This window comes from Pyxidicoccus sp. MSG2, from assembly GCF_026626705.1.
Taxonomy (GTDB): domain Bacteria; phylum Myxococcota; class Myxococcia; order Myxococcales; family Myxococcaceae; genus Myxococcus.
Genome location: NZ_JAPNKC010000001.1, coordinates 9,529,223 through 9,551,264 on the forward strand (window position 1 = coordinate 9,529,223; position 22,042 = coordinate 9,551,264).

The 22,042-nt window shown below is 71.0% G+C and carries 14 protein-coding genes and 1 pseudogene; 7 read left to right on the forward strand and 8 right to left on the reverse strand.

Going from position 1 to position 22,042, the window contains the following annotated elements; all coding sequences use genetic code 11:
* The first annotated feature begins 9 nt into the window (after positions 1-9).
* On the forward strand, positions 10-249 hold the full coding sequence (locus tag OV427_RS37340) for a DUF2188 domain-containing protein (RefSeq protein ID WP_267861001.1): 240 nt from the start codon (positions 10-12) through the stop codon (positions 247-249).
* Positions 250-560: 311 nt separating this feature from the next.
* On the opposite strand, the gene OV427_RS37345 is transcribed toward OV427_RS37340, so the two are convergent.
* The 4 genes from OV427_RS37345 to OV427_RS37360 form a co-directional block, all read right to left on the reverse strand.
* Positions 561-935 carry a hypothetical protein gene (locus tag OV427_RS37345; RefSeq protein WP_267861002.1) on the reverse strand — a complete coding sequence of 125 codons (375 nt, stop codon included), beginning with the start codon at positions 933-935 and terminating at the stop codon, positions 561-563.
* Between the two features lie 78 nt (positions 936-1,013).
* On the reverse strand, positions 1,014-2,024 hold the full coding sequence (locus OV427_RS37350) for a ribonucleotide-diphosphate reductase subunit beta (protein WP_267861003.1): 1,011 nt from the start codon (positions 2,022-2,024) through the stop codon (positions 1,014-1,016).
* 77 nt (positions 2,025-2,101) lie between these two features.
* On the reverse strand, positions 2,102-4,468 hold the full coding sequence (locus OV427_RS37355; RefSeq protein ID WP_420718380.1) for a ribonucleoside-diphosphate reductase subunit alpha: 2,367 nt from the start codon (positions 4,466-4,468) through the stop codon (positions 2,102-2,104).
* A gap of 590 nt (positions 4,469-5,058) precedes the next feature.
* Positions 5,059-5,856 carry an IF-2 protein gene (locus OV427_RS37360; RefSeq protein ID WP_267861005.1) on the reverse strand — a complete coding sequence of 266 codons (798 nt, stop codon included), beginning with the start codon at positions 5,854-5,856 and terminating at the stop codon, positions 5,059-5,061.
* A 104-nt stretch (positions 5,857-5,960) separates the two neighbouring features.
* Between OV427_RS37360 and OV427_RS37365 the strand changes: the two genes are divergently transcribed.
* The 4 genes and pseudogenes from OV427_RS37365 (at position 5,961) to OV427_RS37380 (ending at position 16,285) form a co-directional block, all read left to right on the forward strand.
* Positions 5,961-11,996 carry a methyltransferase domain-containing protein gene (locus tag OV427_RS37365; RefSeq protein WP_267861006.1) on the forward strand — a complete coding sequence of 2,012 codons (6,036 nt, stop codon included), beginning with the start codon at positions 5,961-5,963 and terminating at the stop codon, positions 11,994-11,996.
* Positions 11,997-12,020: 24 nt separating this feature from the next.
* A complete protein-coding gene (gene dapF / locus OV427_RS37370; RefSeq protein ID WP_267861007.1) occupies positions 12,021-12,872 on the forward strand; it encodes a diaminopimelate epimerase in 852 nt (283 codons plus the stop codon).
* A gap of 44 nt (positions 12,873-12,916) precedes the next feature.
* Positions 12,917-14,767 carry a response regulator gene (locus tag OV427_RS37375; RefSeq protein ID WP_267861008.1) on the forward strand — a complete coding sequence of 617 codons (1,851 nt, stop codon included), beginning with the start codon at positions 12,917-12,919 and terminating at the stop codon, positions 14,765-14,767.
* A 16-nt stretch (positions 14,768-14,783) separates the two neighbouring features.
* Positions 14,784-16,285: pseudogene (locus tag OV427_RS37380) on the forward strand (DUF4388 domain-containing protein).
* Positions 16,286-16,292: 7 nt separating this feature from the next.
* Here OV427_RS37380 and OV427_RS37385 read toward each other — a convergent pair.
* The 4 genes from OV427_RS37385 to OV427_RS37400 form a co-directional block, all read right to left on the reverse strand.
* Positions 16,293-16,667 (reverse strand): hypothetical protein, encoded by a 375-nt coding sequence (locus OV427_RS37385; protein WP_267861009.1) that lies wholly within the window; start codon positions 16,665-16,667, stop codon positions 16,293-16,295.
* Positions 16,664-17,755: a fatty acid desaturase family protein gene (locus OV427_RS37390; protein ID WP_267861010.1), complete on the reverse strand. Its 1,092-nt coding sequence runs from the start codon at positions 17,753-17,755 to the stop codon at positions 16,664-16,666. Before OV427_RS37390 ends, OV427_RS37385 begins: the two co-directional genes overlap by 4 nt.
* A gap of 132 nt (positions 17,756-17,887) precedes the next feature.
* Positions 17,888-18,871 (reverse strand): DUF2278 family protein, encoded by a 984-nt coding sequence (locus OV427_RS37395; RefSeq protein ID WP_267861011.1) that lies wholly within the window; start codon positions 18,869-18,871, stop codon positions 17,888-17,890.
* 65 nt (positions 18,872-18,936) lie between these two features.
* A complete protein-coding gene (locus tag OV427_RS37400) occupies positions 18,937-19,710 on the reverse strand; it encodes an alpha/beta hydrolase (protein ID WP_267863532.1) in 774 nt (257 codons plus the stop codon).
* A gap of 178 nt (positions 19,711-19,888) precedes the next feature.
* Here OV427_RS37400 and OV427_RS37405 point away from each other — a divergent pair, with 178 nt between their 5' ends.
* Both OV427_RS37405 and OV427_RS37410 read left to right on the forward strand, forming a co-directional pair.
* The gene (locus tag OV427_RS37405) at positions 19,889-21,511 is read left to right on the forward strand and encodes a sigma-54-dependent transcriptional regulator (RefSeq protein ID WP_267861012.1); all 1,623 of its coding nucleotides are present in this window, start codon (positions 19,889-19,891) and stop codon (positions 21,509-21,511) included.
* 158 nt (positions 21,512-21,669) lie between these two features.
* Positions 21,670-22,038 carry a hypothetical protein gene (locus tag OV427_RS37410; protein ID WP_267861013.1) on the forward strand — a complete coding sequence of 123 codons (369 nt, stop codon included), beginning with the start codon at positions 21,670-21,672 and terminating at the stop codon, positions 22,036-22,038.
* Positions 22,039-22,042 lie beyond the last annotated feature (4 nt).

Genomic DNA, 22,042 nt, shown 5'->3' on the forward strand with positions numbered 1-22,042 from the left:
GGTACTCACATGGCGAAGAACAGCAGCCGCGGTGGTGGCGTGCACACCACCCCGAATCCGGAGGGCGCGGGCTGGGTCAACCAGATGAAGGGGAAGGTGACGAGCAAGCACCGGCTCAAGGAGCGCGCGGTCGAGACGGGACGGGTGCTGGCCCAGGAGAAGAGGACCGAGCACACCATCCACAACATCGACGGAAGCATCGGGAAGAAGAACAGCTACGGCAACGACCCGAGCACGTCGAAGGGCTAGCGCCTGGTGCGGCGCAGCCACCCGGATGGGGGACCGGGTGGCTCTTGGCGGGGGCGACGCATGCTTGCGGTCCGGGTGTGATTTACGGAGTCAGGGCGGGCATGGTGGATTCAGGGCATGCGCTTCAGTCACGTGTGGGTCGCACTGGCGCTGCTGGCGGGCTGTGCGTCGCCCCCGCTCGTCAGAGCGCCTTCTTCCGAGCGCCGGGCCGTCGCCCCCGCCACGAGGTCGCCCACGGCCTCGCGCTACCGGCTGGAGAGCGTCGAGGTCTTCGGCTCACCCCGGACCGGGGACCGGGTGGCCGGACGGAGTCAGGTGGAGACCCGAGGGGGAAGTTCCTGGGTGAGGTGATGGAAGAGCTGCTCCATCCACCGGAGCTGCTCCTCCTCATCGGGCGTGATGGGCGTGTGCCTCCAGCCGAGGACGAACGGTCTCCAATGCACCAGCGTCGCCAGCAGCTCGGCCTTGCGATCCAGCTCTTGCGCAGCCCGGCAATATCCGACGAGCGCCACTGACGCCGCTGAGCGGCACCACGGGGCTTCCTTCTGGATGTCCCTGGCCGCGAGCACCTCGAGTGCACTCGCGTAGGCGCGAAAGGCGCCTTCGGTGTTCCCGGCCCGGCGCTGGCGGTCCGCCGCGCCAATCCGCCGGGCCGCTCGCAGCCCCGCGACGAATGAGCGGACCATGGGGCCTCTTGCAAGAAGGCCCGGCCCTCGCAGGATGCGGAGGAGCCGGGCCGGATGGTCAACCTGCGCGTGGGAGCGTCAGAACGCCGCGTCGAACACCACGTCCGTCGCCGCGCCCACTCCGACGGCCACCTGGTACGACGAAACCCGGCGCTCGAAGAAGTTGGTGAGCTCCTGCACGTCCTGCAGGTCCATGAAGTGCAGCGGGTTCTTCGTCCGGAACACCGGCGCAATCCCCAGCATCTGCAGCCGCTGGTCCGACACGTACTCCAGGTAGCCGCGCATCTCCTGCACGGACAGGCCCATGACGCCGCCGCTCAGCAGGTCCTGAGCGAACTGCGTCTCGCACTCCACCGCCTCGCGCATCATCGCCACCACGTCGCGCTCCATCTGCGCGTCGAAGAGGTCCGGCTCCTCCTTGCGCGCCGTCTGGATGCACTCGAACGCGAACGCCATGTGCGCGCTCTCGTCGCGGAACACCCAGTTCGTCCCCGCCGCCAGGCCGTTCAGCAGGCCCTTGCTGCGCAGGAAGTACACGTAGGCGAACGCCGCGAAGAAGAAGAGTCCCTCGATGCAGCCCGCGAAGCAGATGAGGTTGAGCAGGAACTTGCGCCGCTCCTCCTTCGTCCGCAGCTCGTCCAGGCCGTGGACGCTGTCCATCCACTTCATGCAGAAGCGCGCCTTGCGCTGGATGGAGGGGATGTTGTCGATGGCGGCAAAGGCCTTCGCCCGCTCCGCCGGGTCCGGCACGTACGTGTCCAGCAGCGTCAGGTAGAACTGGACGTGCAGCGCCTCCTCGTACAGTTGCCGCGACAGGTACATCCGCGCCTCGGGGGCGTTGATGTGCTTGTAGAGGTTCAGCACCAGGTTGTTGCCGACGATGCTGTCCCCCGTCGCGAAGAACGCCACCAGCCGGTGGATGAGGTGACGCTCCGCGTCCGTCATCTTCGAACGCAGGTCCACCAGGTCCGTGGAGAAGTCCACCTCCTCCACCGTCCAGGTGTTCTTGATGGCGTTCCGGTACATCTCGAAGAACTGCGGGTACGCCATCGGGCGCAGCGTCAGGTTCAATCCAGGGTTCAGCAGCATTGCTTCGGTGCTCCTTGCGCTGCGCGCGCGGGGTTCTTGCCGGTCCTTCGATACGTCCGTGCTTCAGCGTCCCAGGCCTACTGGCAGGCCTCGCACGCCTCGGGGTTCTCCAGCGAGCAGGCCAACGCCTCGGCGTCGGTGACCTCCGCCTTGGCGGCCACCGGGGCAGGGGTCGACGGCATCGTCGTGCCCGTGCCCGCGCCGCTCACCGTGGCCTTCGCAATCCGCGTCGCCGGGCGCGAGCGCAGGTAGTACGTGGTCTTCAGCCCCTTCTGCCACGCGTAGAAGTACATCGACGACAGCTTGCCGATGTTCGGCGTCTCCACGAACAGGTTGAGCGACTGGCTCTGGTCGATGAAGGCCCCGCGGTCCGCGCCCATGTCGATGAGCGAGCGCATCGGAATCTCCCAGGCCGTGCGGTAGATGGCCCGCAGGTTCTCCGGCAGCTCCGTGATGTCCTGCACGCTGCCTTCCGCCATCTTGATGCGGTTGCGGACGTTCTCGTTCCACAGCCCCAGCGACTGGAGGTCGCGCACCAGGTAGCGGTTCACCTGGAGGAAGTCGCCCGACAGCGTCTCGCGCTTGAACAGGTTGGACACCTGCGGCTCGATGCACTCGTAGCAGCCGACGATGGAGGCAATCGTCGCCGTGGGCGCAATCGCAATCATCAGCGAGTTGCGCAGGCCGTGCTTCAGGATGCGCTGGCGCAGCGCGTCCCAGCGCGCCGTGTCCTCGGGCACCACGCCCCAGCTGTCGAACTGGAGCTCGCCCTTCGCCGCCCGCGTCTCCGGGAAGGAGGGGTGCGCGCCGAACTGCTCGGCCAGGTCGCACGAGGTGGACAGCGCCGCGTAGTAGATCTCCTCCGAAATCTTCTTCGACAGCGCCCGCGCCTCGGGAGCGTCGAACGGCATCCGGAGCTGGAAGAACACGTCCTGCAGGCCCATCAGTCCCAGTCCCACCGGACGCCAGCGGCGGTTGGAGTCCGAGGCGGAGGGAATGGGGTAGTAGTTGAGGTCGATGACCCGGTCCAACTGCTTCAGCGCGAGCTGGGCGTTGGCGCGCAGGCGCTCGAAGTCGAACTTCCCGTCCACCACCATCCGGCCCAGGTTCAGCGAGCCCAGGTTGCACACCGCCGTCTCACCCTGGCTCGTCACCTCCAGGATTTCGGTGCAGAGGTTGGACAGGTGGATGACGTTGCCATCCTTGCCCGTCTGGTTGCTCTTGCGGTTGCTGATGTCCTTGAAGGTCATCCAGCCGTTGCCCGTCTGCGCCAGCACCTTCATCATCCGGGCGTACAAATCGCGCGCCTTCACCTTGCGCATGGCCAGGCCCTTGGCCTCGGCCTCGGCGTAGGCCTTCTCGAAGGCGTCGCCGTACAGGTCCGTCAGGTGCGGGACGGCCTTCGGGTCGAACAGGCTCCAGTCGGCGTCCGCCTCCACGCGCTTCATGAAGAGGTCCGACACCCAGTTGGCCAGGTTCAGGTTGTGCGTGCGGCGCGCGTCGTCGCCGGTGTTCTCACGCAGCTCGAGGAAGTCCTCGATGTCCGCGTGCCACGTCTCCAGATACACGCAGCAGGCGCCCTTGCGCTTGCCACCCTGATTCACGGCGGCGACGGAGGCGTCCAGCGTCTTCAGCCAGGGGACGATGCCGTTGGAGTGGCCGTTGGTGGAGCGGATGAGCGAGCCGCGCGCGCGCACCCGGTGGTACGCCACGCCGATGCCGCCGGAGAACTTCGACAGCATCGCGATGTCCGAGTACTTCTTGTAGATGGCGTCCAGCTCGTCCGCGGGCGAGTCCAGCAGGAAGCAGCTGGAGAGCTGCTCGTGGCGCGTGCCCGAGTTGAACAGGGTGGGCGAGCTGGGCATGTACTCCAGCGAGCTGAACAGCCGGTACAGCTCAATCGCGTCGCGCGCATTGTCGCCGCTGAGCGCGCAGGCCACGCGGAGGAAGAACTCCTGCGGCGTCTCCAGCACCTCGCGCGTCTGCGGGTTCTTCAGGAGGTAGCGGTCGTAGACGGTGCGCAGGCCGAAGTACTCGAACAGGTCGTTTCGCGACGGGTCGATGGCGGCGTTGAGCTTGCGCGCGTTGGCCTGGACGAACTGGAGCAGCCGGTCCGCGATGAGGCCGTGCTTGTGGCCCGCGGCGATGGACTGGCTGAAGGAGTGGATCTCCTGGTTGCTGACCTCCTTCTGGATGAAGGCGGACAACAGGCGCGCGGAGAGGCGGCCGTACTCGGGCTCCTCGGCGATGAGCGCCGCGGCCGTCTGGATGGACAGCCCGTCCAGCTCGCGCGTGGTGGCGCCGTCATAGAGGCCGGAGATGGTCTTCGTGGCCACGCGCATGACGTCCACGCGGGGCAGGCCCATGCAGCAGCGGCCCACCGCGCGGACAATCTTGTTGAGGTCCACCGGCTCCGCGGTGCCGTTGCGCTTCTTCACGCGCATCGTGGTGGAGCCGAACTCGGCCGGAGGGGCCTCCGTGGGCGCTGGCGCTGGCGTGGCACTCACGGACGGCACCGGGTGTCCATTGGTGGCGGGCGGGACGGCCAGGTTGACGGCAGCGGGCTTCACGGGCGTTTCGAAGTTCACGAGCGGCTCACTCCGGACAAAGGCATGGCCTCGGACAGACACGGGTGTCTGCCCCCAGGGAGGTGGCTCCCGAGGTCATGCTACTGGAAAGATGTTCAGGGGGGACCCGTCCTGGAGGGGGCGGGTCTAGGGTCTGAAGACGACCGGGTGTCGGCGGTGTTTCATGAGGCAGCAGCTAGCTGTGCGCAAGTAACCCACAACCCCTCCTCTGCCCCACGCCACGGCGACGTCTTTCGGTGGGGCACCGTCGACCGGGCACAAGCTATGGGGGGGTATCGAAGGTGTCAACGCGAGATCTAGTGCTCTCCTGGGCCCGATCATTGCAATCTATGATCGATCTCCAACACGTTTCGTCACGTTGTCCTGACGACACTCCGTGAGACTCCCAGGGACGCCTTGTATGGGGTCCCTGGAATCCAACCTGGACGGCAGGAATGCGGCCGGATTTACGGATTTCCGCCCGCGTCCGGAGCCGCCGGGGCCGGCGTCTCGGGAGGCGTCGTCCCGGTGGGTTCAGGTGGGGAAACCGGCGTCTCCGGGGCAGGCTTCGGCGTGGGCTCGGGCGCGGCCTGGGGACCGCTGAGGGTGTGCACGGCGCGGCGGAGGGCCTCCTCCAGCTCGCGGGCGGGCGGGGTGACGGTGCTGAGCATCTGGTTGGCGCTGCGGGCGTGGCGGCTCTGGCTCTCGGCGGCCATCTTGAGCTGGCTGAGGGCGTCGCTGACGAGCTTGCGGGCGTCCTCCAGCTTCTGGCGGGCCTGGTAGTACGCGACGTCCGTCATGAGCTTCTGGAGCGTCAGGCGCTGCTCCTCGGTGATGCCGGAGAGCTTCTCCGCGCGGCGCAGGTAGTAGAGGCCCTGGTCCACGCGGGCGGGCTCGTCCGAGGCGATGCGCGGGCGGGCCAGCGACTCCAGGAGGGGGAAGAGGGCGCGGTCCAGCTCGTCGCGCTCGGTGAAGCTGCGCAGGGCGAGCGCGGTGACGTCCTGGCCCTCCACGGGGATGGGGGCGTAGGCGTCCGCCAGCCGCGGGTCCCCGGGGCGGTAGGGGACGGAGCCCATGGGGGCGGTGCGGCCCTTCATCACCGTGAGCTGACCGTCCGCGAGGGCCAGGGTGAAGGTGCGCGCGTTGAGCTGGGAGAGGAGGAAGACCACCACTCCGCCCAGGCCGAGGATGAGAGTGAAGACGAGCAGTCGCGTGAAGGTGCGCTTCGCCCGGTAACCGAATCCCTGCTGTCCCGCTGAGTTCATGTCGCCTGCTCTCCTGTCGTCCAGGCGCGAGGCCGATTTCTGGCCCTGGCGCTTAACTTGGGGCTCGGTCGCCCACGGCTATACTCCTACTCCCGAACACACCCATGCATCACACATTCCGCCGCATGGGGCCCAGTGAACTGCTGCCCCGGTACATCTTCGCGGAGAGCCTCTTCGCCCGTCGCCGGGTGCTGGAAGTCGACGCCGTGGCCTCCACGGGCGGCGAGAGCGCGCGCTTCCTCGTGGAACGCGGCGCGCGCGCCGTGATTGCGTGCGACGCCGACGTGACGGCGGTGGAGGCGGCGCAGAAGGCCCACGGAGGCCCCGCGCTGCGCTTCCGCGCCAACGTCTACGACGACTTCGAGGCGGGCAGCTTCGACGTGGTGCTGATCGCCGACCTGGCGCCGTACGTGAAGGCGCCGGAGCTGCTGGCGGAGCTGGCGCGGCTGGTGACGAAGCATGGCTTCCTCGTGGGCGGCCTGCGCAATGTCGCGGGCCTGTCGCTGCCGCAGTTGCTGGAGCCGGAGGAGGGCGTGCCGCCCACGTACGGGCTCTTGCTGGACGCGCTCTCCGTCCACTTCCCGCACGTGGAGGTGGCCACGCAGTCGCCGGTGCTGGGCTACCAGCTCGCCTTCGAGCGCGGCGAGGGGCTCCAGGTGGACGGCACCCTCGTCAATACCAGCGAGGCGGCCTACTTCCTGGTGGTGGCGGGGCAGGAGCCGGCGCGGGTGGTGGACCCCACGTGGGTGCAGCTGCCGCCGGAGCCGCTGGCCTTCACCCGCGGGAAGCTGGACGAGGTGGTGGCGCGCGCGAAGTCCTGGGAGGACCGCAGCGCGCGGCTGAAGGAATCACTGACGAAGCTGCGCGCGGAGCTGACGGACCGCGAGGCGGAGGCCGCGGCGCTGCGGCCGGCGCTGGAGGTGGCTCGCGACGAGGTGGCGCGGCTCACCGCGCAGTTGGAGCTGGCGCGCGGCACCCGGGAGTCGCAGCGCGAGCGGGATGATTTGTCCGGGAAGCTGCGCCGCCGCGAGCTGGAGCTCCAGGTGGCGACGGAGCGGATGGCGGACGCGGACCGCCGGCTCGCGGCGCAGCGGCTGGAGGTGGAGGCCGCGCAGCGCGCCCAGGCGGACGCGGGCGTGCAGGTGCTGGCCGCACAGGAGTCGCTGCGGCTGGAGCGGGCCCGGCGTGAGGAGACCCTCGCTTCGCTGGAGGAGGCCCGGGAGCGGCTGACCCAGGCCTACTCGCAGGTGCGCGAGCTCCAGGACGAGCTGTCCACGCTGCGCATCGACCGGGAGAAGGACCGGCTGGCGGCGGAGCGCGCCGTGGAGCAGTCCGAGGACCGGCGCAGGGCGGCGGAGGCCGCGCGCGAGCGGGAGCTGCGAATCGCCGAGCAGTACTCGGCGGCGCTGGCGGCCGTGGAGCACCTGAAGGCCGAGTCCGCGCGGGTGGAGGAGCTGTCCCGCGACTCCGGCACGGCGGTGGCGGTGAAGGAGGCCGAGCTGGCGCGCGTGGCGCGTGAGCTGGCCGACGCGAGGCAGCGGACCGCTTCCGCGGAAGGGGCGCGCAAGGACGCGGAGGAGCGGCTGGAGGCGCTCCAGGCCGAGTCCCGCGGGGTGGAGACGGAGCTGACCGCTTCGCGCGAGGCGGAGGCCCGGCTTCGCGGCGAGGTGGAGGCGCTCACGCGCGATGAGGCGGCCTCCCGGGCCCTGGCGGCGCGGCTGGAGGAGTCGCTCCACGAGGCGACGGCACGGCTGGAGGCGCTGGAGGCGGAGCGCTCGCGGACCGAGGCGCGGCTGGGGCAGGCGCTGGAGACCGAGCGCGCGGGGCTGCGGGAGCGGCTGGAGTCGCTCGAGCAGGCGCTGGAAGGCGCGCGCGACCGGGCGGAGTCGTTGTCCGGAAAGGTCCGCGACGAGGTGGCGGCCCGGGCGGACAGCGAAGCCCGGCGGCTGGAGCTGGAGGCGGAGCGCGAGGCGCTGGTGCGGCGCGTGGTGGAGCTGGAGGCGGAGTCCTCCGCGCGCGCCCGGACGCAGCGGCAGGAGTTCGAAGAGGCCCTCCAGACCGCGCGGGCGGAGCTGGAGTCGGCGCACGCGGAGCGGCACGCCTCGGAGGCGCGGGCGTCGCAGGTGCGCGGCGAGCTGGACGCGGAGCGACAGGCGCGGACCTCTCTGGAAGAGGCGCTGCGGCTGGCCCGTGAGGGGCTGGAGGATGCGGCGCGGCGGCTGTCCGAGGCCGAGTCCGCCCTGGCGCACACGCGGGAGACGCTCGACGCGGAGGTGCGGCGGCGCACCGAGCTGGAGACGGGGCTGGCCGAGGTCCGGGCCACGCTGGAGTCCGAGCGCGAAGGACGTGCTCAGTCCGGCTCCGCGCTGGAGGCGCTGCGCGCGAAGCTGGAGGCGGAGCGCGAGGTGCGGGGCGGGGCGGAGACGGCGCTGGCGGAGGCCCGCGAAGGATTGGAGGAGGCGCGCCAGGCGCTCGCCCAGGCACGGGACGCGCTGTCCACGGAGCAGGAGCGGCGCGCCCGGTGGGAAGCGGCGCTCGCGGACGCGCAGGCCCAGCTCCAGGACGAGGCGCAGCGGCGGACCCGGGCGGAGGCGGCCCTCGAAGAGGCGGCGCAGGGGCGTGCTCGGGCGGAGGCGGCCCTCGAGGAGTCCCAGGCCCGGCTCCAGCTGGAGACCCGGCAGCGCACCCAGGCCGAGGCGGACGCGGCGGAGGTCAGGGCGCGGCTCACGCAGGACGCCGATGAGGCGCAAGCCCGGCTCACGCAGGAGTCGGAGCAACGCGCTCAGGTCGCGGCGGAAGCGCAGGCCCGGCTCCAGGAGGAGGCGCGTCAGCGGGCCCTGGCGGAGGCCGCTTCGGCGGAGTCGCAGACGCGGCTCCTGGAAGAAGCGCGTCAGCGGGCCCTGACGGAGGCTGCTTCGGCGGACCTCGAGGCGCGTCTCCAGGATGAGGAGGCGAAGCACGCCCGGGCCACGGCGGCGTTGGCGGAGGCGGAGGCCGGACTCGCGGCCGAGGCGCAGCAGCGCTCCCGGCTGGAGCTGGCGCTTCAGGACGAGGCTCAGCAGCGGGCTCGGGCGGAAGCGTCGCTGGTGGCGGTCCGCGAGGAGCTCGCCGCTTCGAGCGAGGCGCGCGAGCGGGTGGAGGCCCGCACCCAGGCGACCCTGACGGAGGCCCGGGACGCCCTGGCCTCCGAGCGCGAGCATCGCGAGCGGGTGGAGGCCGAGCTCACCGGGATGCGCGAGCGCGCCTTCGGTGCCGACGAGGTCGTCACCCGGCTCCAGGCCGAGGCGCAGTCGGAACGCGAGGGCCGCGTCCGGGCCCAGGCGGCGCGCGCGGAGGTGCAGGAGGCGCTCGACGTCGAGCGCGAGGAGCGGGCTCGGCTCGATGCGGCGCTGGCTTCGGCTCGCACGGACCTCCAGGGAGAGCGCGAGGCCCGGACCGGGCTCGACAGCGCCCTCACCCTGGCTCGGACCCAACTGGATGCCGAGCGTGACGAGCGCACCCGCCTCGACGCGGCGCTCGTCTCCGCTCGCGCGGAGCTGGAGGCCGAGCGACAGGGCCGGAGCGAGGGCGAAGCGGGACTGGCGCAGCTCCGTGCGCGCCTGGAGGCCGAGCAGCTCGCCCGGGTGGACGCGGAGGCCGCGCTGGCCCGCGTCCAGGCGGCACTGTCCGCCGAGCAGGAAGCCCGCTCGGAGGCAGGCAGCGCGCTGACCCAGGCCCGGTCCGCGCTGGAGTCGCTGCGCTCCGATGCCGCCGCCCGAGAGCAGGCGCGACAGGAGCGACTGGAGGCCGCCGAGCGCGTCATGGCCGAGCAGCAGCGCGTTCTCGAAGAGGAACGTGCGGCCGCGAAGGCGCGGGAACAGGAGTCCGAGGCGGCGGTGGCGCGGCTGGAGGCCCGGCTCGCGGAGACCCTGGCCACCCGTGAAGCGGAGGCCGCGCGCGGCGCGACGCTGGAGCAGTCCCTTGCCGAGGCCGAGGCCGCACGGCGCGCCACGGAAGCCCAGTTGTCCGAGCGCGACTGGTCCCTCCAGGAGCTTCAGGCGCAGGTGGCCCGGCTGCGCGAGCAGGTCGGGGAGGGCGAGAGCGAGGCCCGTCGCCTCACCGAAGCGGCCACGGCCCACGAGCAGGCGCTGGCCGAGGCTCGCGAGGCGCTGACGCGTCAGGAAGAGCTGTCGCGCAAGAAGCTGGAGGCGCTGGATGCGGAGGTCGAAGAGGCGCTCATCCGCGCGGAGCGGCAGCAACGGCAGCTCGAGTCCCTGGGGGCGGAGCGCGCCCGCGAGCAGGAGGAGGCCCAGCTCGCCCTGGAGGCCGCGCGGCAGGAGGTGGTGTCGCTGCGCGCGGAGCTGGGGCACGTGGTCGCGGCGCGGCAGGAAATCATGCGCCTGGGCGCGGAGCTCCAGCGCGCCATGGCGGCCCTGCACGAGCGGGGCATGCACATCGCCCGGCTCGACGCGGAGCTGGTGGACGCGCAAGACCGGCTCGCCGGCCAGCGGGAGAACGCCGAGCTGCTCATGGTGCAGCTCGAGACGGCGCGGCGCTTCGCGGGCAAGGCCACCGCGATGGAGAGCTCGCTGGAGGCCGAGCGCGCCGCCCTGGACGCGCTGAGGGAAGTGGCCCGGGCCGAGAAGGAGCGGGCCACCGCGCTGGAGGCCCGGCTCGCGGAGGCTCACGAGGGAGCGAGCGCCGCCCGCGCGGACCTGGAGGCCCGACTCGAGGACGTCACCGCGCGGCGTGCCGCGCTGGACTCCCAGTTGGCGGAGGCCACCGCGACGGTCGACGCCCAGCGCGCCGAGCTGGAGACGCGGCAGGCCGACATCGCCCGGTTCGAGGCGCGGCAGGCCGAACTGGAAGCGCGGCTGGCGGACCTCTCGTCCTCCGCCGAGGCGCAACGCACCGAGCTGGAGACCCGCCTCACGGAGGCCACCGCTCGAGCCGAGGCCCAGCGCACCGCGCTGGACGCACGGCTCACGGAAGCCACCGACCGCTTCGAGGCCGAGCGTTCCGAGCTCCAGTCGCGACTCGCCGACGTCAGCGAGCGTGCGGAGGCCGACAGGCGTGAGCTGGAGTCGCGGCTCGCGAACCTCACTGCGCAGGCCGAGGCCGACAGGCATGAGCTGGAGTCGCGGCTCACGAACCTCACCGCGCAGGCCGAGGCCGACAGACGCGAGCTGGAGTCAAAGCTCGCGGACGCCACCACGCGCGCAGAGGCGGAACGTGCCGCACTGGAGCAGCAGCTCGCCGCCGCCACCGCGCGCTTCGACGCAGACAGGGCCGCCCTGGATACCCGGCGCGCCGAGCTGGAGGCCGCCGCCTCCGAGAGCACCACCGCCCTCCAGTCCCTCCAGGAGCGCCTGGGCCGCGCCGAGTCCGAGCGCACCGCCCTGTCCTCCGAGCGCGAGCGCCTCCAGTCGGACCTCACCGTCGCCCGCGCCGCCCGTGTCCGCCTGGAAGGCCGCATCACCGCCCTGGAGACGACGTCCACCGACGCCGTCCGCATCCTCGACGCCGAGCGCGCCGAGCGCGAGCGCCTCGCCCAGTCCCTGGAGGAGACCCGCCAGCAACTCCAGAAGCGCGAGGGCAGCTCCGCCGAAAGGCTCAAGACGCTGCTCACCGAGGTCACCGCCCTCAAGGAGCAGGTGACCACGCTGGGCACGGAGAAGCAGTCCCTCCTCGAGGACCGCGCCGAGCGCGCCCGCCTCGAAACCCGCGTGCGCGAGCAGCAGGAGCGCCTGTCCGCGCTGGAGGCCGAGCGCAAGGACCTCCTCGCGTCCGTGGAGGAGCTCAAGGCCTCCGCCCAGCCCGAGGCCGTGCTCGAGATGGCCGCGGAGATGGAACAGCTCCAGACCCTGGTCGAGGAGCTCCAGCAGAAGCTCGCCGCCCAGGAGACGGAGCTGGGCGCGCTGCGGCGGCAGGCGGCCCGCGCTGGCGCCAACCCCGTCCAGGAAATCTACGAGCGCGCCAACGCCGAGCTGAACGCCGTGAAGAACGAGCTGTCCCGCCGCTCCGCCACGCCCCCCGCGGCGCCCGGGGGCACGGCCGGCCGCCTGCCCACGATTCCCCAGGCGAAGCCGGGCCGCACCGCCATGCCCGCGCTCGACCTGCCGCCCACTCCCGCTCCGAAGAAGCCAGACGAGCGCGAGTGACGACTCGCCGCTAGGATTGCGCCCGTGGACGCTCACGAGCGCATCTTCAAGTATCAGGGCCTGGGCAATGACTTCGTCATCCTGGACCGCCGTCGCACGGGCGTGGACATCGACGCCGCGACGTCACGGTGGATGTGCGACCGGCGCCTGGGCATCGGCGCGGACGGGGTGCTCTCCATCCTCCCCTCGCAGCACGCCGTGGCGCGCATGGTGGTGCACAACGCCGACGGCAGCATCGCGGAGATGTGCGGCAACGGCCTGCGCTGCGCGGTGAAGTACCTGGTGGACCACACCGACGACAGCCCCGGCCGCATCGACGTGGAGACCGGCGCGGGCGTGCTCTCCTGCATCCCCGGCTATGGCGACGGCGGCGTCATCGGCGTGGACATCTCCATGGGCCCCGCGCGCCTCGTCGCGCCCAACCTGCCCTCGGGCGCCACCGGCAAGCCCTTCCTCGACCTGCCCCTGCCGGGCCACCCCGGCCTGCGCGGCTCCGCGGTGAGCATGGGCAACCCGCACCTCGTCCTCCTGGACCAGCCCCTCGAGGACGCCCCCCGCCTGGGGCCCACGCTCGAAGTGCACCCGTCCTTCCCCGACCGCACCAACGTGGAGTTCGTGCGCGTGGAATCGGATGGCCTCACGGTAGTCGTCTGGGAGCGGGGCTGCGGGCTGACGCAGGCGTGCGGCACCGGGGCCTGCGCGTCGGCGGTGGCGGCCGTGCTGGCGAAGCGCCTGCCCCCGGACGCCTGGCTGCGCGTCACGCTGCCGGGCGGAGACCTGCGCATCCGTGTGCCCGCCGACCTGTCCGACATCCGCCTCCGTGGCCCGGTGGCCTTCGTGTTCGAGGGCGTTGTCGTGTTTCCGTCCCCCCGGTAACCTCAAGCGTTCCTCTCCCCCTCGCCCCCAGGTCAGAACGCGCCGTGGCCGGACCCATCCTCGTCGTCGATGACGACCTGTTCTTCCGACAAGTCGCCAGCGACATGCTCACCCGCAACGGGCACCGCGTGGTGGCCGTGGAGAACGCAACGCTCGCGCTCGTGGAGGCGTCCCGCACGCCCTTCGACCTCGTCATCACGGACGTGGTGATGCCCGGCGTGGACGGCTTCGCGCTCACCGCGCGCCTGCGCGAGCGGGACCCGGACCAGGAGGTCATCCTCGTCAGCCATCGCACGGACGTGCGCGGCTCGGAGATGGCGCTGCGCTCCGGCGCCGCGGACTGCCTGACGAAGCCGGTGGAGGAAACCGACATGCTGCTGGCGGTGGACCGCGCCCTGGAGCGCGCCAGCCTCCGCCGCGAGCGCACGCAACTGCGCGACGAGAATCTCGAGTTCGCCCGCTTCCACAACCTGCACCAGCGCTGCCTGGAGCTCATCTCCCATCCGGACCTGGAGTGGTTGCAGGAGCGCATCATCGCGGAGCTGAGCGCCGTCTGTGACGCGCAGAGCGCCGCGCTGTGGGTGATGGACGACCGGGGCGACCTGGTGCTGCGCGCGTACCGGGGGCTGCTCGACAAGCAGTTCCTCGCGGAGAAGATGAACCCCGAGGGGCCGCTGGCCGGCCGCCTGCGCGAGGCCCTGCCGTGGCTCGCGCGCGACGAGCGCTCCGCGGTGATGTACGTGCCGCTCGTGTCCTCCGGGGAAGTCGTCGGCCTGGCGCAGCTGTCGGACCCGCTCGCCGGGGACTTCCGCCCCGAGCACTCGCGCGACGCCAAGGTGCTCGCGGACTTCGCCGCGGTGGGTGTGAAGAACGGCCGGCGGATGCTCGCGCTCCAGCGGCTGGGCCTGAGAGACCGCGAGACGGCGGCGTACAACCTCAGCTACTTCACCGACTACGCGTCCAAGGAAATCTACAAGGCGCGCCGCTACGGGCGGACCTTCTCGCTGCTGACCTTCTCCATCGACAACCTGCCGCTGGTGCGCGTGCGGCAGGGTGCGGCGGACGCGAAGAAGGCGGTGCGCGGCATCATCCGGGCGCTCAGCAAGATCATCCGCGACTCGGACGTCATCGCGAAGGCGAGCGACCAGGAGTTCTACCTCCTCCTGCCGGAGACGGACTTCTTCGGCGCGCTGATGTTCGTGCGTCGCGCGGTGGCGGCGGTGCGCGAGGAGCCGGAGGTGCAGGACGTGGAGCAGCGCCTGCCGCTGGCCCTCGTCGGCGGAGCGAGCACCTTCCCGAAGGACGGGGAGGACTTCGACGAATTGGTCCACCGCTGCCGCCGCCGCATGGACGAGCGGCGCGCGTCCCTGCAGCGCCGGCTGATGCTGGACGGGCTGCCCTTCTGGGACGAGGTGGACCTGCTCCTGGGCACGCCGACGAGCCCCCGGCTGCCGGTGGACGAGCGCTCCGAGCCGAGCCGCCGCGGCAAGGTCTCCGACGCGCTCTTCGACGAGCTGCAGGCGGAGATTGCCCGCGAGCTGATGAGAGACCCGGGCTCACGCGGAATCCTGTACGTGGGCGGGCCGGAGATTCGCACGGACCTGCCCATCGCCTCGGGGCTGGAGTCGGCGCCGCCAGACATGGCGTCGCGCATCTACCTGCTGGGCCGCCGCGTGGACCTGGAGTCACACCCCGCGCTGACGCCCGTGTTCCTGGAAGGGGATGACCGGGTGACGCGGCACGAGTTCATCCTCTGGCTCTCGGAGAACGCCGCGTACGCGCTCATCCAGCGGCGCGGGCTCGGGGCGACCTGGGGCTTCCATACCTCGGACACCGCGGTGGTGGACGGGCTCATCTCCAAGCTGCAGGCCGAGTACGACCTGCAGCCCTACTGAGACGAAGGCAATCCCCGTGGCCCAGGTCCGGAAGATTCTCATCGCCGACCCCGACCTCGAGTCCGTGCGCTCGCTGTCGCGCGCGTTGCGCACCAAGGGCTACCAGGTGCACTACGCGCCGGATGGCTCGCGCGCGCTGGAGGTGGCCGTGTTGCGCCACCCGGACCTCACGCTGTTCGACGAGGGCTGCCGGCTGCTGGACGCGCGGACCTTCATCCAGATTCTGCGCACCAACCCGCGCACCGAAGACATCCCGGTGGTGCTCACCACCTCCAGCTTCGACTCGGACCGGCAGCGCGGCCTGCGTGACGGCTACCTGCGCAAGCCCTTCAACCTGGACGAGGTGCTCAGCCGGATTGAACACATCTTCCGGCGCAGCGAGGCAGCCAAGGACCTCAAGAGCGAGCAGCAGGAAATCGAAGGCTCGCTCAGCCAGCTCAGCATCCCGGACCTGATGCAGCTGCTGGGCATGAACAAGCGCAGCGGCCGGCTGGCGCTGGAGCGCGGCAACGACCGGGGCGAAATCTTCGTCGTCGACGGCCGCCCCGTGAATGCGAAGCTGGGGCGCGTGGAAGGGGAGAAGGCGTTGTTCCGCCTGCTCGCGTGGGTGGATGGCACCTTCACCTTCTCGCCGGGGACGAACGCGGCGCGGCCTCGCATCAACCGCGGCATGGACGACTCGCTGCTGGAGGGCATGCGGCAGTCGGACGAGGTGAACCGGCTGATGCCGGGCCTGCCGCCGCGCCACACGCGGCTGATGCTGGCGCCGGACGTGGACCTGTCGCAGGACCAGCACCCGGTGACGGCGCAGGTGGTGGGCCTGCTGCGCCAGCCGCGCGCGCTGGGCGAGGTGCTGGACCTGGCGCCGGCCACGGACCTGGAAGTGCTGAGCGTGCTGTCCGCGCTGATGCAGCGGGGCGTGGCACGGGCGGCGGACGCGGACGGCTCGGACGCCAACGCAGTGAGTTGCTGGGCGCGGCGGAGGTGCACGCGCTGCGCGGGCGCATCCTCCGGACGCGGGCGGCGCCGGCGAAGGTGGCCACCGCGAAGGTGTTCGTCTGCGGCAGCGGCGCGGCGGCGGCGCGGCGGATTCTCGCGAGGCTGCCGGGGCTGGAGGCGCTGTCCGCCGAGCCCACCGCCGTGAAGAGCGGCTTCGGCACGCTGGGCCGGCTGGTGCTGAGCGAGGTGCTGCGCCTGGACTTCTGCGTGCTGCCCCCCGCGGAGGCGGCCCGTCCCCTGTGGCGGCCCTTCACGGCGGGCGCGGTGGGCGCGCTGCTGCTCGACGTGTCCGAGCCGGCCGTGCGTCTGGCGCACTACCTCTCATGGGAGGTGCGCATGCCCGTGGTGGTGGTGGGCGCGGAGGTGCCCGTGCCGCTGCAAGGGGCGCCCGCGGGCGCGCTGGGCGTGAATGACGACCTGTCCGAGGCGCTGCGCGCGCTGCTCGTCCAGGCGCTCAATCCGGCGCCCACGCTGCCCGGGGTGACGCAGGCGCAGCGGCTCAGCGCGTCCGCGGTGTAGCCACGCCTCACCAGTAGCGGCGCGGCGGAGGCGCGGGAGGCGGAGGCGCCGCGGGCAGGGGCTCGAGCATGCCGAGCTTCAGCAGCCGCTCGACGGCCGTTTTGACCTCCTTCGCCGTGGTGCCGCAGCCATCGAGGTTGCGCGTCGCTTCCGCGACGGTGCGCTCTCCGGAGGCGAACTCCACGAGGTAGAGCCCGTCGTCGGGGGGAAGTCCGAGTGTGGTCCCCCACGTGGCCCGGGCCGCGTCGAACTGGGCGCGCCCGTTGCCGCTCTTGGCCGCTTCAATCATGGCCGCATACGACGCCGCGGCCTCGCTGCCCTTCGGCGAGAGGCGGAACTTCTGCGCGCGTCCGTACCGAACCTTCTCTGTCTCTTCACTCATACCGCAACCTCGATGACGGGCTGTCCCATCCGCTTGAGCCAGCGCACGTGGCTCTTCAATGCCGCACCCACGCTCGTGTTCACCCGGTAGTGGACGCCGTGCTCGCGGCAGGTGTCCTCGACGATGCGCGAGAGCGCCGGGTAGTGCAGGTGACACACGCGTGGGAAGAGGTGGTGCTCCACCTGATAGTTGAGTCCACCGAGATACCAGCTCACCAGCCGGTTGCCCCGCGCGAAGTCCACGGTGGAGCCGATCTGATGGGTGGCCCAGTCGTGGGGGAAGGCGTGGCTGTGCTGGGGCACCTCGGTGAAGGCGGCCTCCTCCACGCAGTGCGCGAGCTGGAACACCGTCGCCAGCGTCAGCCCGAGCACGAAGGCGGTGAGCGCGTAGGCGAGCGCCACCTGCCAGAGCGGATGGAGGAGTATGGGCACCACGAGCGTCCAGCCATAGAAGAGGGCCTTGCCGACGAGCATCCCGGCGAGCTTCCGCCCGGAGGGGCGCGGCATCTTCTGCCGGCCGACGCGGCCGGTGACCAGGTCCTTGAAGTCGTCGATGAAGTGCCACTTCACCGACAAGAGCCCGTAGAGCACCCAGATGTAGAGGTGCTGGAAGCGATGGGCCGCGTGCAGCCGCTGGCCCGGGGCAATCCGGCACAGCGGCTGGATGTCGATGTCCTCGTCCAGGCCGACGACGTTGGTGTGGCTGTGGTGGAAGATGTTGTGCTTCCAGTTCCACACGTAGGAGGAGCCGCCAATGACATCCAGCGACCATCCGAGCAGGCGGTTGACGCTCCGGCTCGATGAATAGCTGCCGTGGTTGGCGTCATGCTGGACGCTGAAGCCGATGCCGGCGATGGCGAGCCCGAGCGACACGCACCCGGCCATGACGCCCCACACGTTCGTCGCGCCGAAGACGAGCCAGGCGTACGAGGCCCCGAACCAGCCGAGGATGACCGCGGTCTTCAGGTACATGCCGGGCAGGTCCCGGGCAGAGCGACCGCTTGATTCCAGGTACTGCTCCACCCGCGCCTTGAGGTCCTGATGGAAGGGCCCTGACTCCAGGAACTTCGCCTTCGTCGCTTGCGACAACGTTCACCCGCTCTCACGCCACCGACGCCACCACCGCTGGAGCGGGAGGCCGCACCGGGAGAATTCCCGCGCGGCCTTCGCCTGCCTGGTGCCGAAGTCCTTCGTAACACATCAGGCAGTGAGGCTGTTCCGCTAGAAGACGACCGTCCAACCGGGACGGGCCTGCGCCTTCACATACGAGACGCCGTCGATCTTCAGGCCCTGGTCATCGAGGAGCGAGATGAGGCCGCCGTTGTTTGACAACTCCAGGGGCTTTGCCACTGGCAATAGCCGCGTGGCGCCCGGCGGCAGATCTCCGCTCAAGGGCTGCTTGTGCTTGTTCTTGTCCACGAGCGCCCACCCGTCGAGCGACACCGGATCGGGCGAGGTGTTGAGCAGGGTGATGGTCTCCCGCTCGGGCGAGCGCGTGTCGTTGACGAGCGCGGCGATGATGCGCACGACGCCGTCGTGGGGGATGGGGATGGTGCCGTCGAGGGTGTGACCCGTCCTGTCGTCGGTGTGCCACGACTGCGACTGGAACTTGAGGAAGATGCCCACCCACTGCTGCGTCGCGGGGAGGTGGATGAGCACGCCGCCGTCCTGGTAGACGCCGTCCTGGTCGGCGAAGGACGGGTCGTTGCCCTGGTTCATGTGGATGTCGTGGATGCCCCGTCCGGGCTTGAAGTGGAAATACTTGTCCTCGGCGGGCTCGGGGCCCCAGGGCTCGCCGAAGGCATAGACCTGGGCCTGCGCGTCCCGCGCGGCGCGCTGGAAGTAGTGGTCCAGCTTCTCGTTCAGGTCATTGTCCGGCCCGGGGACGTTGGGCGGCAGCGGCGTCATGCCGTCGCGGTCGAAGAGGTTGCCGCGGATGAAGTCGAGCGCCAGTCCGCCCGCGCTGCTGGGAATGGGCGTGAAGCCGGGAGGCAGCGCTTCGAGCGTCTCCGCGAGAGGATGCTGGAAGTGCTCGTCGACGAGGAATTGCAGGTCCGAGGGCGGCAGCTTCGAGCTGACGTTGACCGCGATGCGGTAATGCACCCCCCCGGCCACGATTCGCACCTGATAGTGGGGGCTCGGTCCCGAGCCCAGCTTCATCTCGGTGGCCGAGCCCTTCAAGACTCCATATTGCTTCAGCGGCATGTGCGGTCCCTCCTGTTCCTCGGGAGGGAGTGGGCCGGGCGCGGATGTGATGCCGAGAGGCGCCGCTAGCCCAGCAGCCAGCCCATCGCTTCCGGGAGCCGCCGCTGCCAGTCCCGCTCGTGGTGCTGGCCCCCGGGTTCGAGCACCAGGCGCAGTTCGTGGTCCGCGTAGCCCAGGTGCTGGAGGTGGCGGTGGAAGTTCCGCGTGGCCTCGCCGTAGCGCATGACGTAGCCCACGGGGTCCACCGTCTCGTCCGTGCCCGCGTCCAGGTAGATGCGCGACCACCTGCGCGTGTGGGCCGTCCACTCGCCGAAGAGCCGGTCCCAGCTCCACATCACGGAAGGTGACAGCGCGCCGATGCGGCCGAAGAGGTTCGGGTACCGCCAGCCGAGGTGCAGCGACATCAGCCCGCCGAGCGACGCGCCCATGAGGCCGGTCCACTCAGGCCCCTGGCGCGTGCGGTAGACGCTGTCGACCCAGGGCTTGAGCGTGTCGACGAGGAAGCGGACGAAGGGCTCGCCGCGGGCGGAGATGCCGCCGCGCGGCTCGGGCCAGGGGGAGTACTCGGCGAGCCTGTCGTGCGTGGAGTCCACCGCGACGATGAGCCATGGGCCGATGCGGCCCTCGGAGACCAGGCGCTCCAGCGTGTGGTTCGCGCACCAGGTGTCGAAGAGCGCCGACTCCGGGTGGGCGAAGACGTTCTGCCCGTCGTGCATGTAGAGCACGGGGAAGCGCTGCTCCGGCGCTGTCTCGTACGCGTCCGGCGTGTAGATGCGCACGGTGCGGGTGCGCCCCTCCTGGGGAGAGGCGAAGTCTCGGATGATGTGGACGTGTCCCATGGGCTCGCGGCGCGGAAGATAGATGGCGCCCCCGCGCCTCGCCAGCCCGGCCCATGGCGCGGTGTTCACCTGCGACGTCAGCCACGTGCTCCGTCCTGACGGGGGGCAGACAGACACGCCTCTCCGATGCACAGAGGTCGTGCGCTCTCGGCTCGACGGAGGTATCAAGGCGCGACGCATGCCCACGAAGCAGCCGCTGCCCGCAGACATGTCGACGCCCCCTGGCCGGGACCAGGGACGGCAGACTCCGTCCGTGCGCGGCCTTCCGGCGCTGACGGTGGTGGCCCACCCGCAGCTCCAGCGCGTCGGAGACCAGTTGTTGCTGGAGACGCTGGTCACCGACGGCAGGCCCGTGCCGCTGTCGCGCAATGCGCCGGACTTCGCGCGCCCCGGCGGCCTGCTGTCCATGCCGCTCGGGGACCCGTTCATCAGCCGCACGCCCATCCAGCTCGAGCCCGGGCCGCGAGGCGGCGTGCGCCTGCGGGTGCCCGAGGACGCGACGCAGGTTCGCGTGGCCTGGGAGCCCGTCACCGGTGTCCGCGACTTCTCCCCCGAGGAGCTCACGCTCGGCGTGCCGCTCGTGCTCGCCGACCGTGTGGTGTTGCTGCTCCACAAGACGTCGCCTAGCCAGGCCACGGGGCCGGAGGACCTGGGCATCGTGGGGCAGGGTGAGGGCATCCGCCAGGTGCGCGACGACATCGCCCGCGTCGCCGACCTGAACGTCCCCGTGCTCATCCGTGGCGAGACGGGTACCGGCAAGGAACTGGTGGCGCGCGCCATCCACGAGCGGGGCCCTCGTCGCGCCGCCCCCTTCGTCAGCGTCAACCTGGGCGCGCTGGCGAAGGAGCTTGCCGCCGCCGAGCTGTTCGGCGCGCAGCGCGGCGCTTACACCGGCGCCACGAAGGACCGGGAGGGCTTCGTGCGCGCCGCCCACGGAGGAACGCTCTTCCTCGACGAGGTGGGCGAGGCCCCTCCCGAGGTGCAGGTCGCCCTGCTTCGAGTGCTGGAGACGGGCGAGGTCTTCCCCGTGGGCGGCCACGAGCCCGTCCGCGTCGATGTTCGGCTCGTCTCCGCCACCGACGCCGACCTGGAGGCGCGCATCCAGGAGCGGCTCTTCAAGGCCCCGCTGCTACACCGGCTCGCCGGCTTCGAAATCCAGATGCCTTCGCTGCGCGCGCGCCGTGAGGACATCGGCCCGCTCTTCCTGCACTTCGCCCGGCAGGAGCTGGAGGCCACGGGCGAGGCCGGACGGCTGTCGTCCTCGGAGCCTCGCACCCAGCCGTGGCTGCCCGCGGCCCTGGCCGTGCGGCTGGTGCGCTACGCGTGGCCCGGCAACGTGCGGCAGTTGCGCAATGTCGCGCGGCAGCTCGTCATCGGCAGCCGCGGAATGCCGCGCCTGCGCGCTGACACGCGCCTGGAGCAGACGCTCGACGCCGACGCCCTGCCCGTGCCCGGCGCTCCCCTGGACGTGCCCGTGCCGCCCGCCGCCCCGGACGTCCCCGAGGTGAAGACCTCGCGGCGCAAGCCCGCGGAAGTGGGGGAGCAGGAGCTGCTGGAGGCCCTGCGCGCCTGCTCGTGGGACCTCAAGGCCACCGCGGACTGGCTGGGCATTCCCCGTCCGTCCGTCTACGTGCTCATCGACAAGAGCTCGCTGATTCGCACCGCACGGGACTTGAGCGCGGAGGAAATCACCCGCTGCTTCCAGGAGTGCGGCGGAGACCTCGACCAGATGGTGCAGCGGCTGGAGGTGTCCAAGCGCGCCCTCCAGCGCCGCGTGCGCGAGCTGGGCCTGGACGCGTGACACGTCAAGGCGGGGCCCGATGCGCTGGATGACGTGTCCACCGGGCGCCCTCGCGGCCGCGTCACCGTGGCTCCCGAGGGCGATTGCCACTGGTACAATGCCTGCAATATCGCGGTGAACACGTTCGTCAGACCCCGAGTGGGGAGGAGCCACGGCCCATGGGCAGCATCACCATCCACATCCGTCTCAACGAGGACATTCGCTACACCCCGAGTCCCCTCGTCCGGCAAGGCGACGCGGTGACGTTCAAGCTCGAAGACGTCCCCTATGCGGCCGAGGTGCGGTTCCCCGACGGCACCTGCCTCAGCACGCCGGGGCCCTACGAGCTGGATGGCAACTCGCTGTTGCTGTCGTCGTCCCTGCAAACCGTCGCTGCGACCGCCGCCGAGGGGCAGTACCCCTTCACGGTGACCATCTTCGACGGCAGCAGCACCTCGACCTCGCTCAGGGTGGGCGGGCAGCATGAGGTGAAGAAGGGCGGCATCGACGTGTCGACGGAGCCGCCCAAAGACCCCGAGAAGAAGTAGCGGC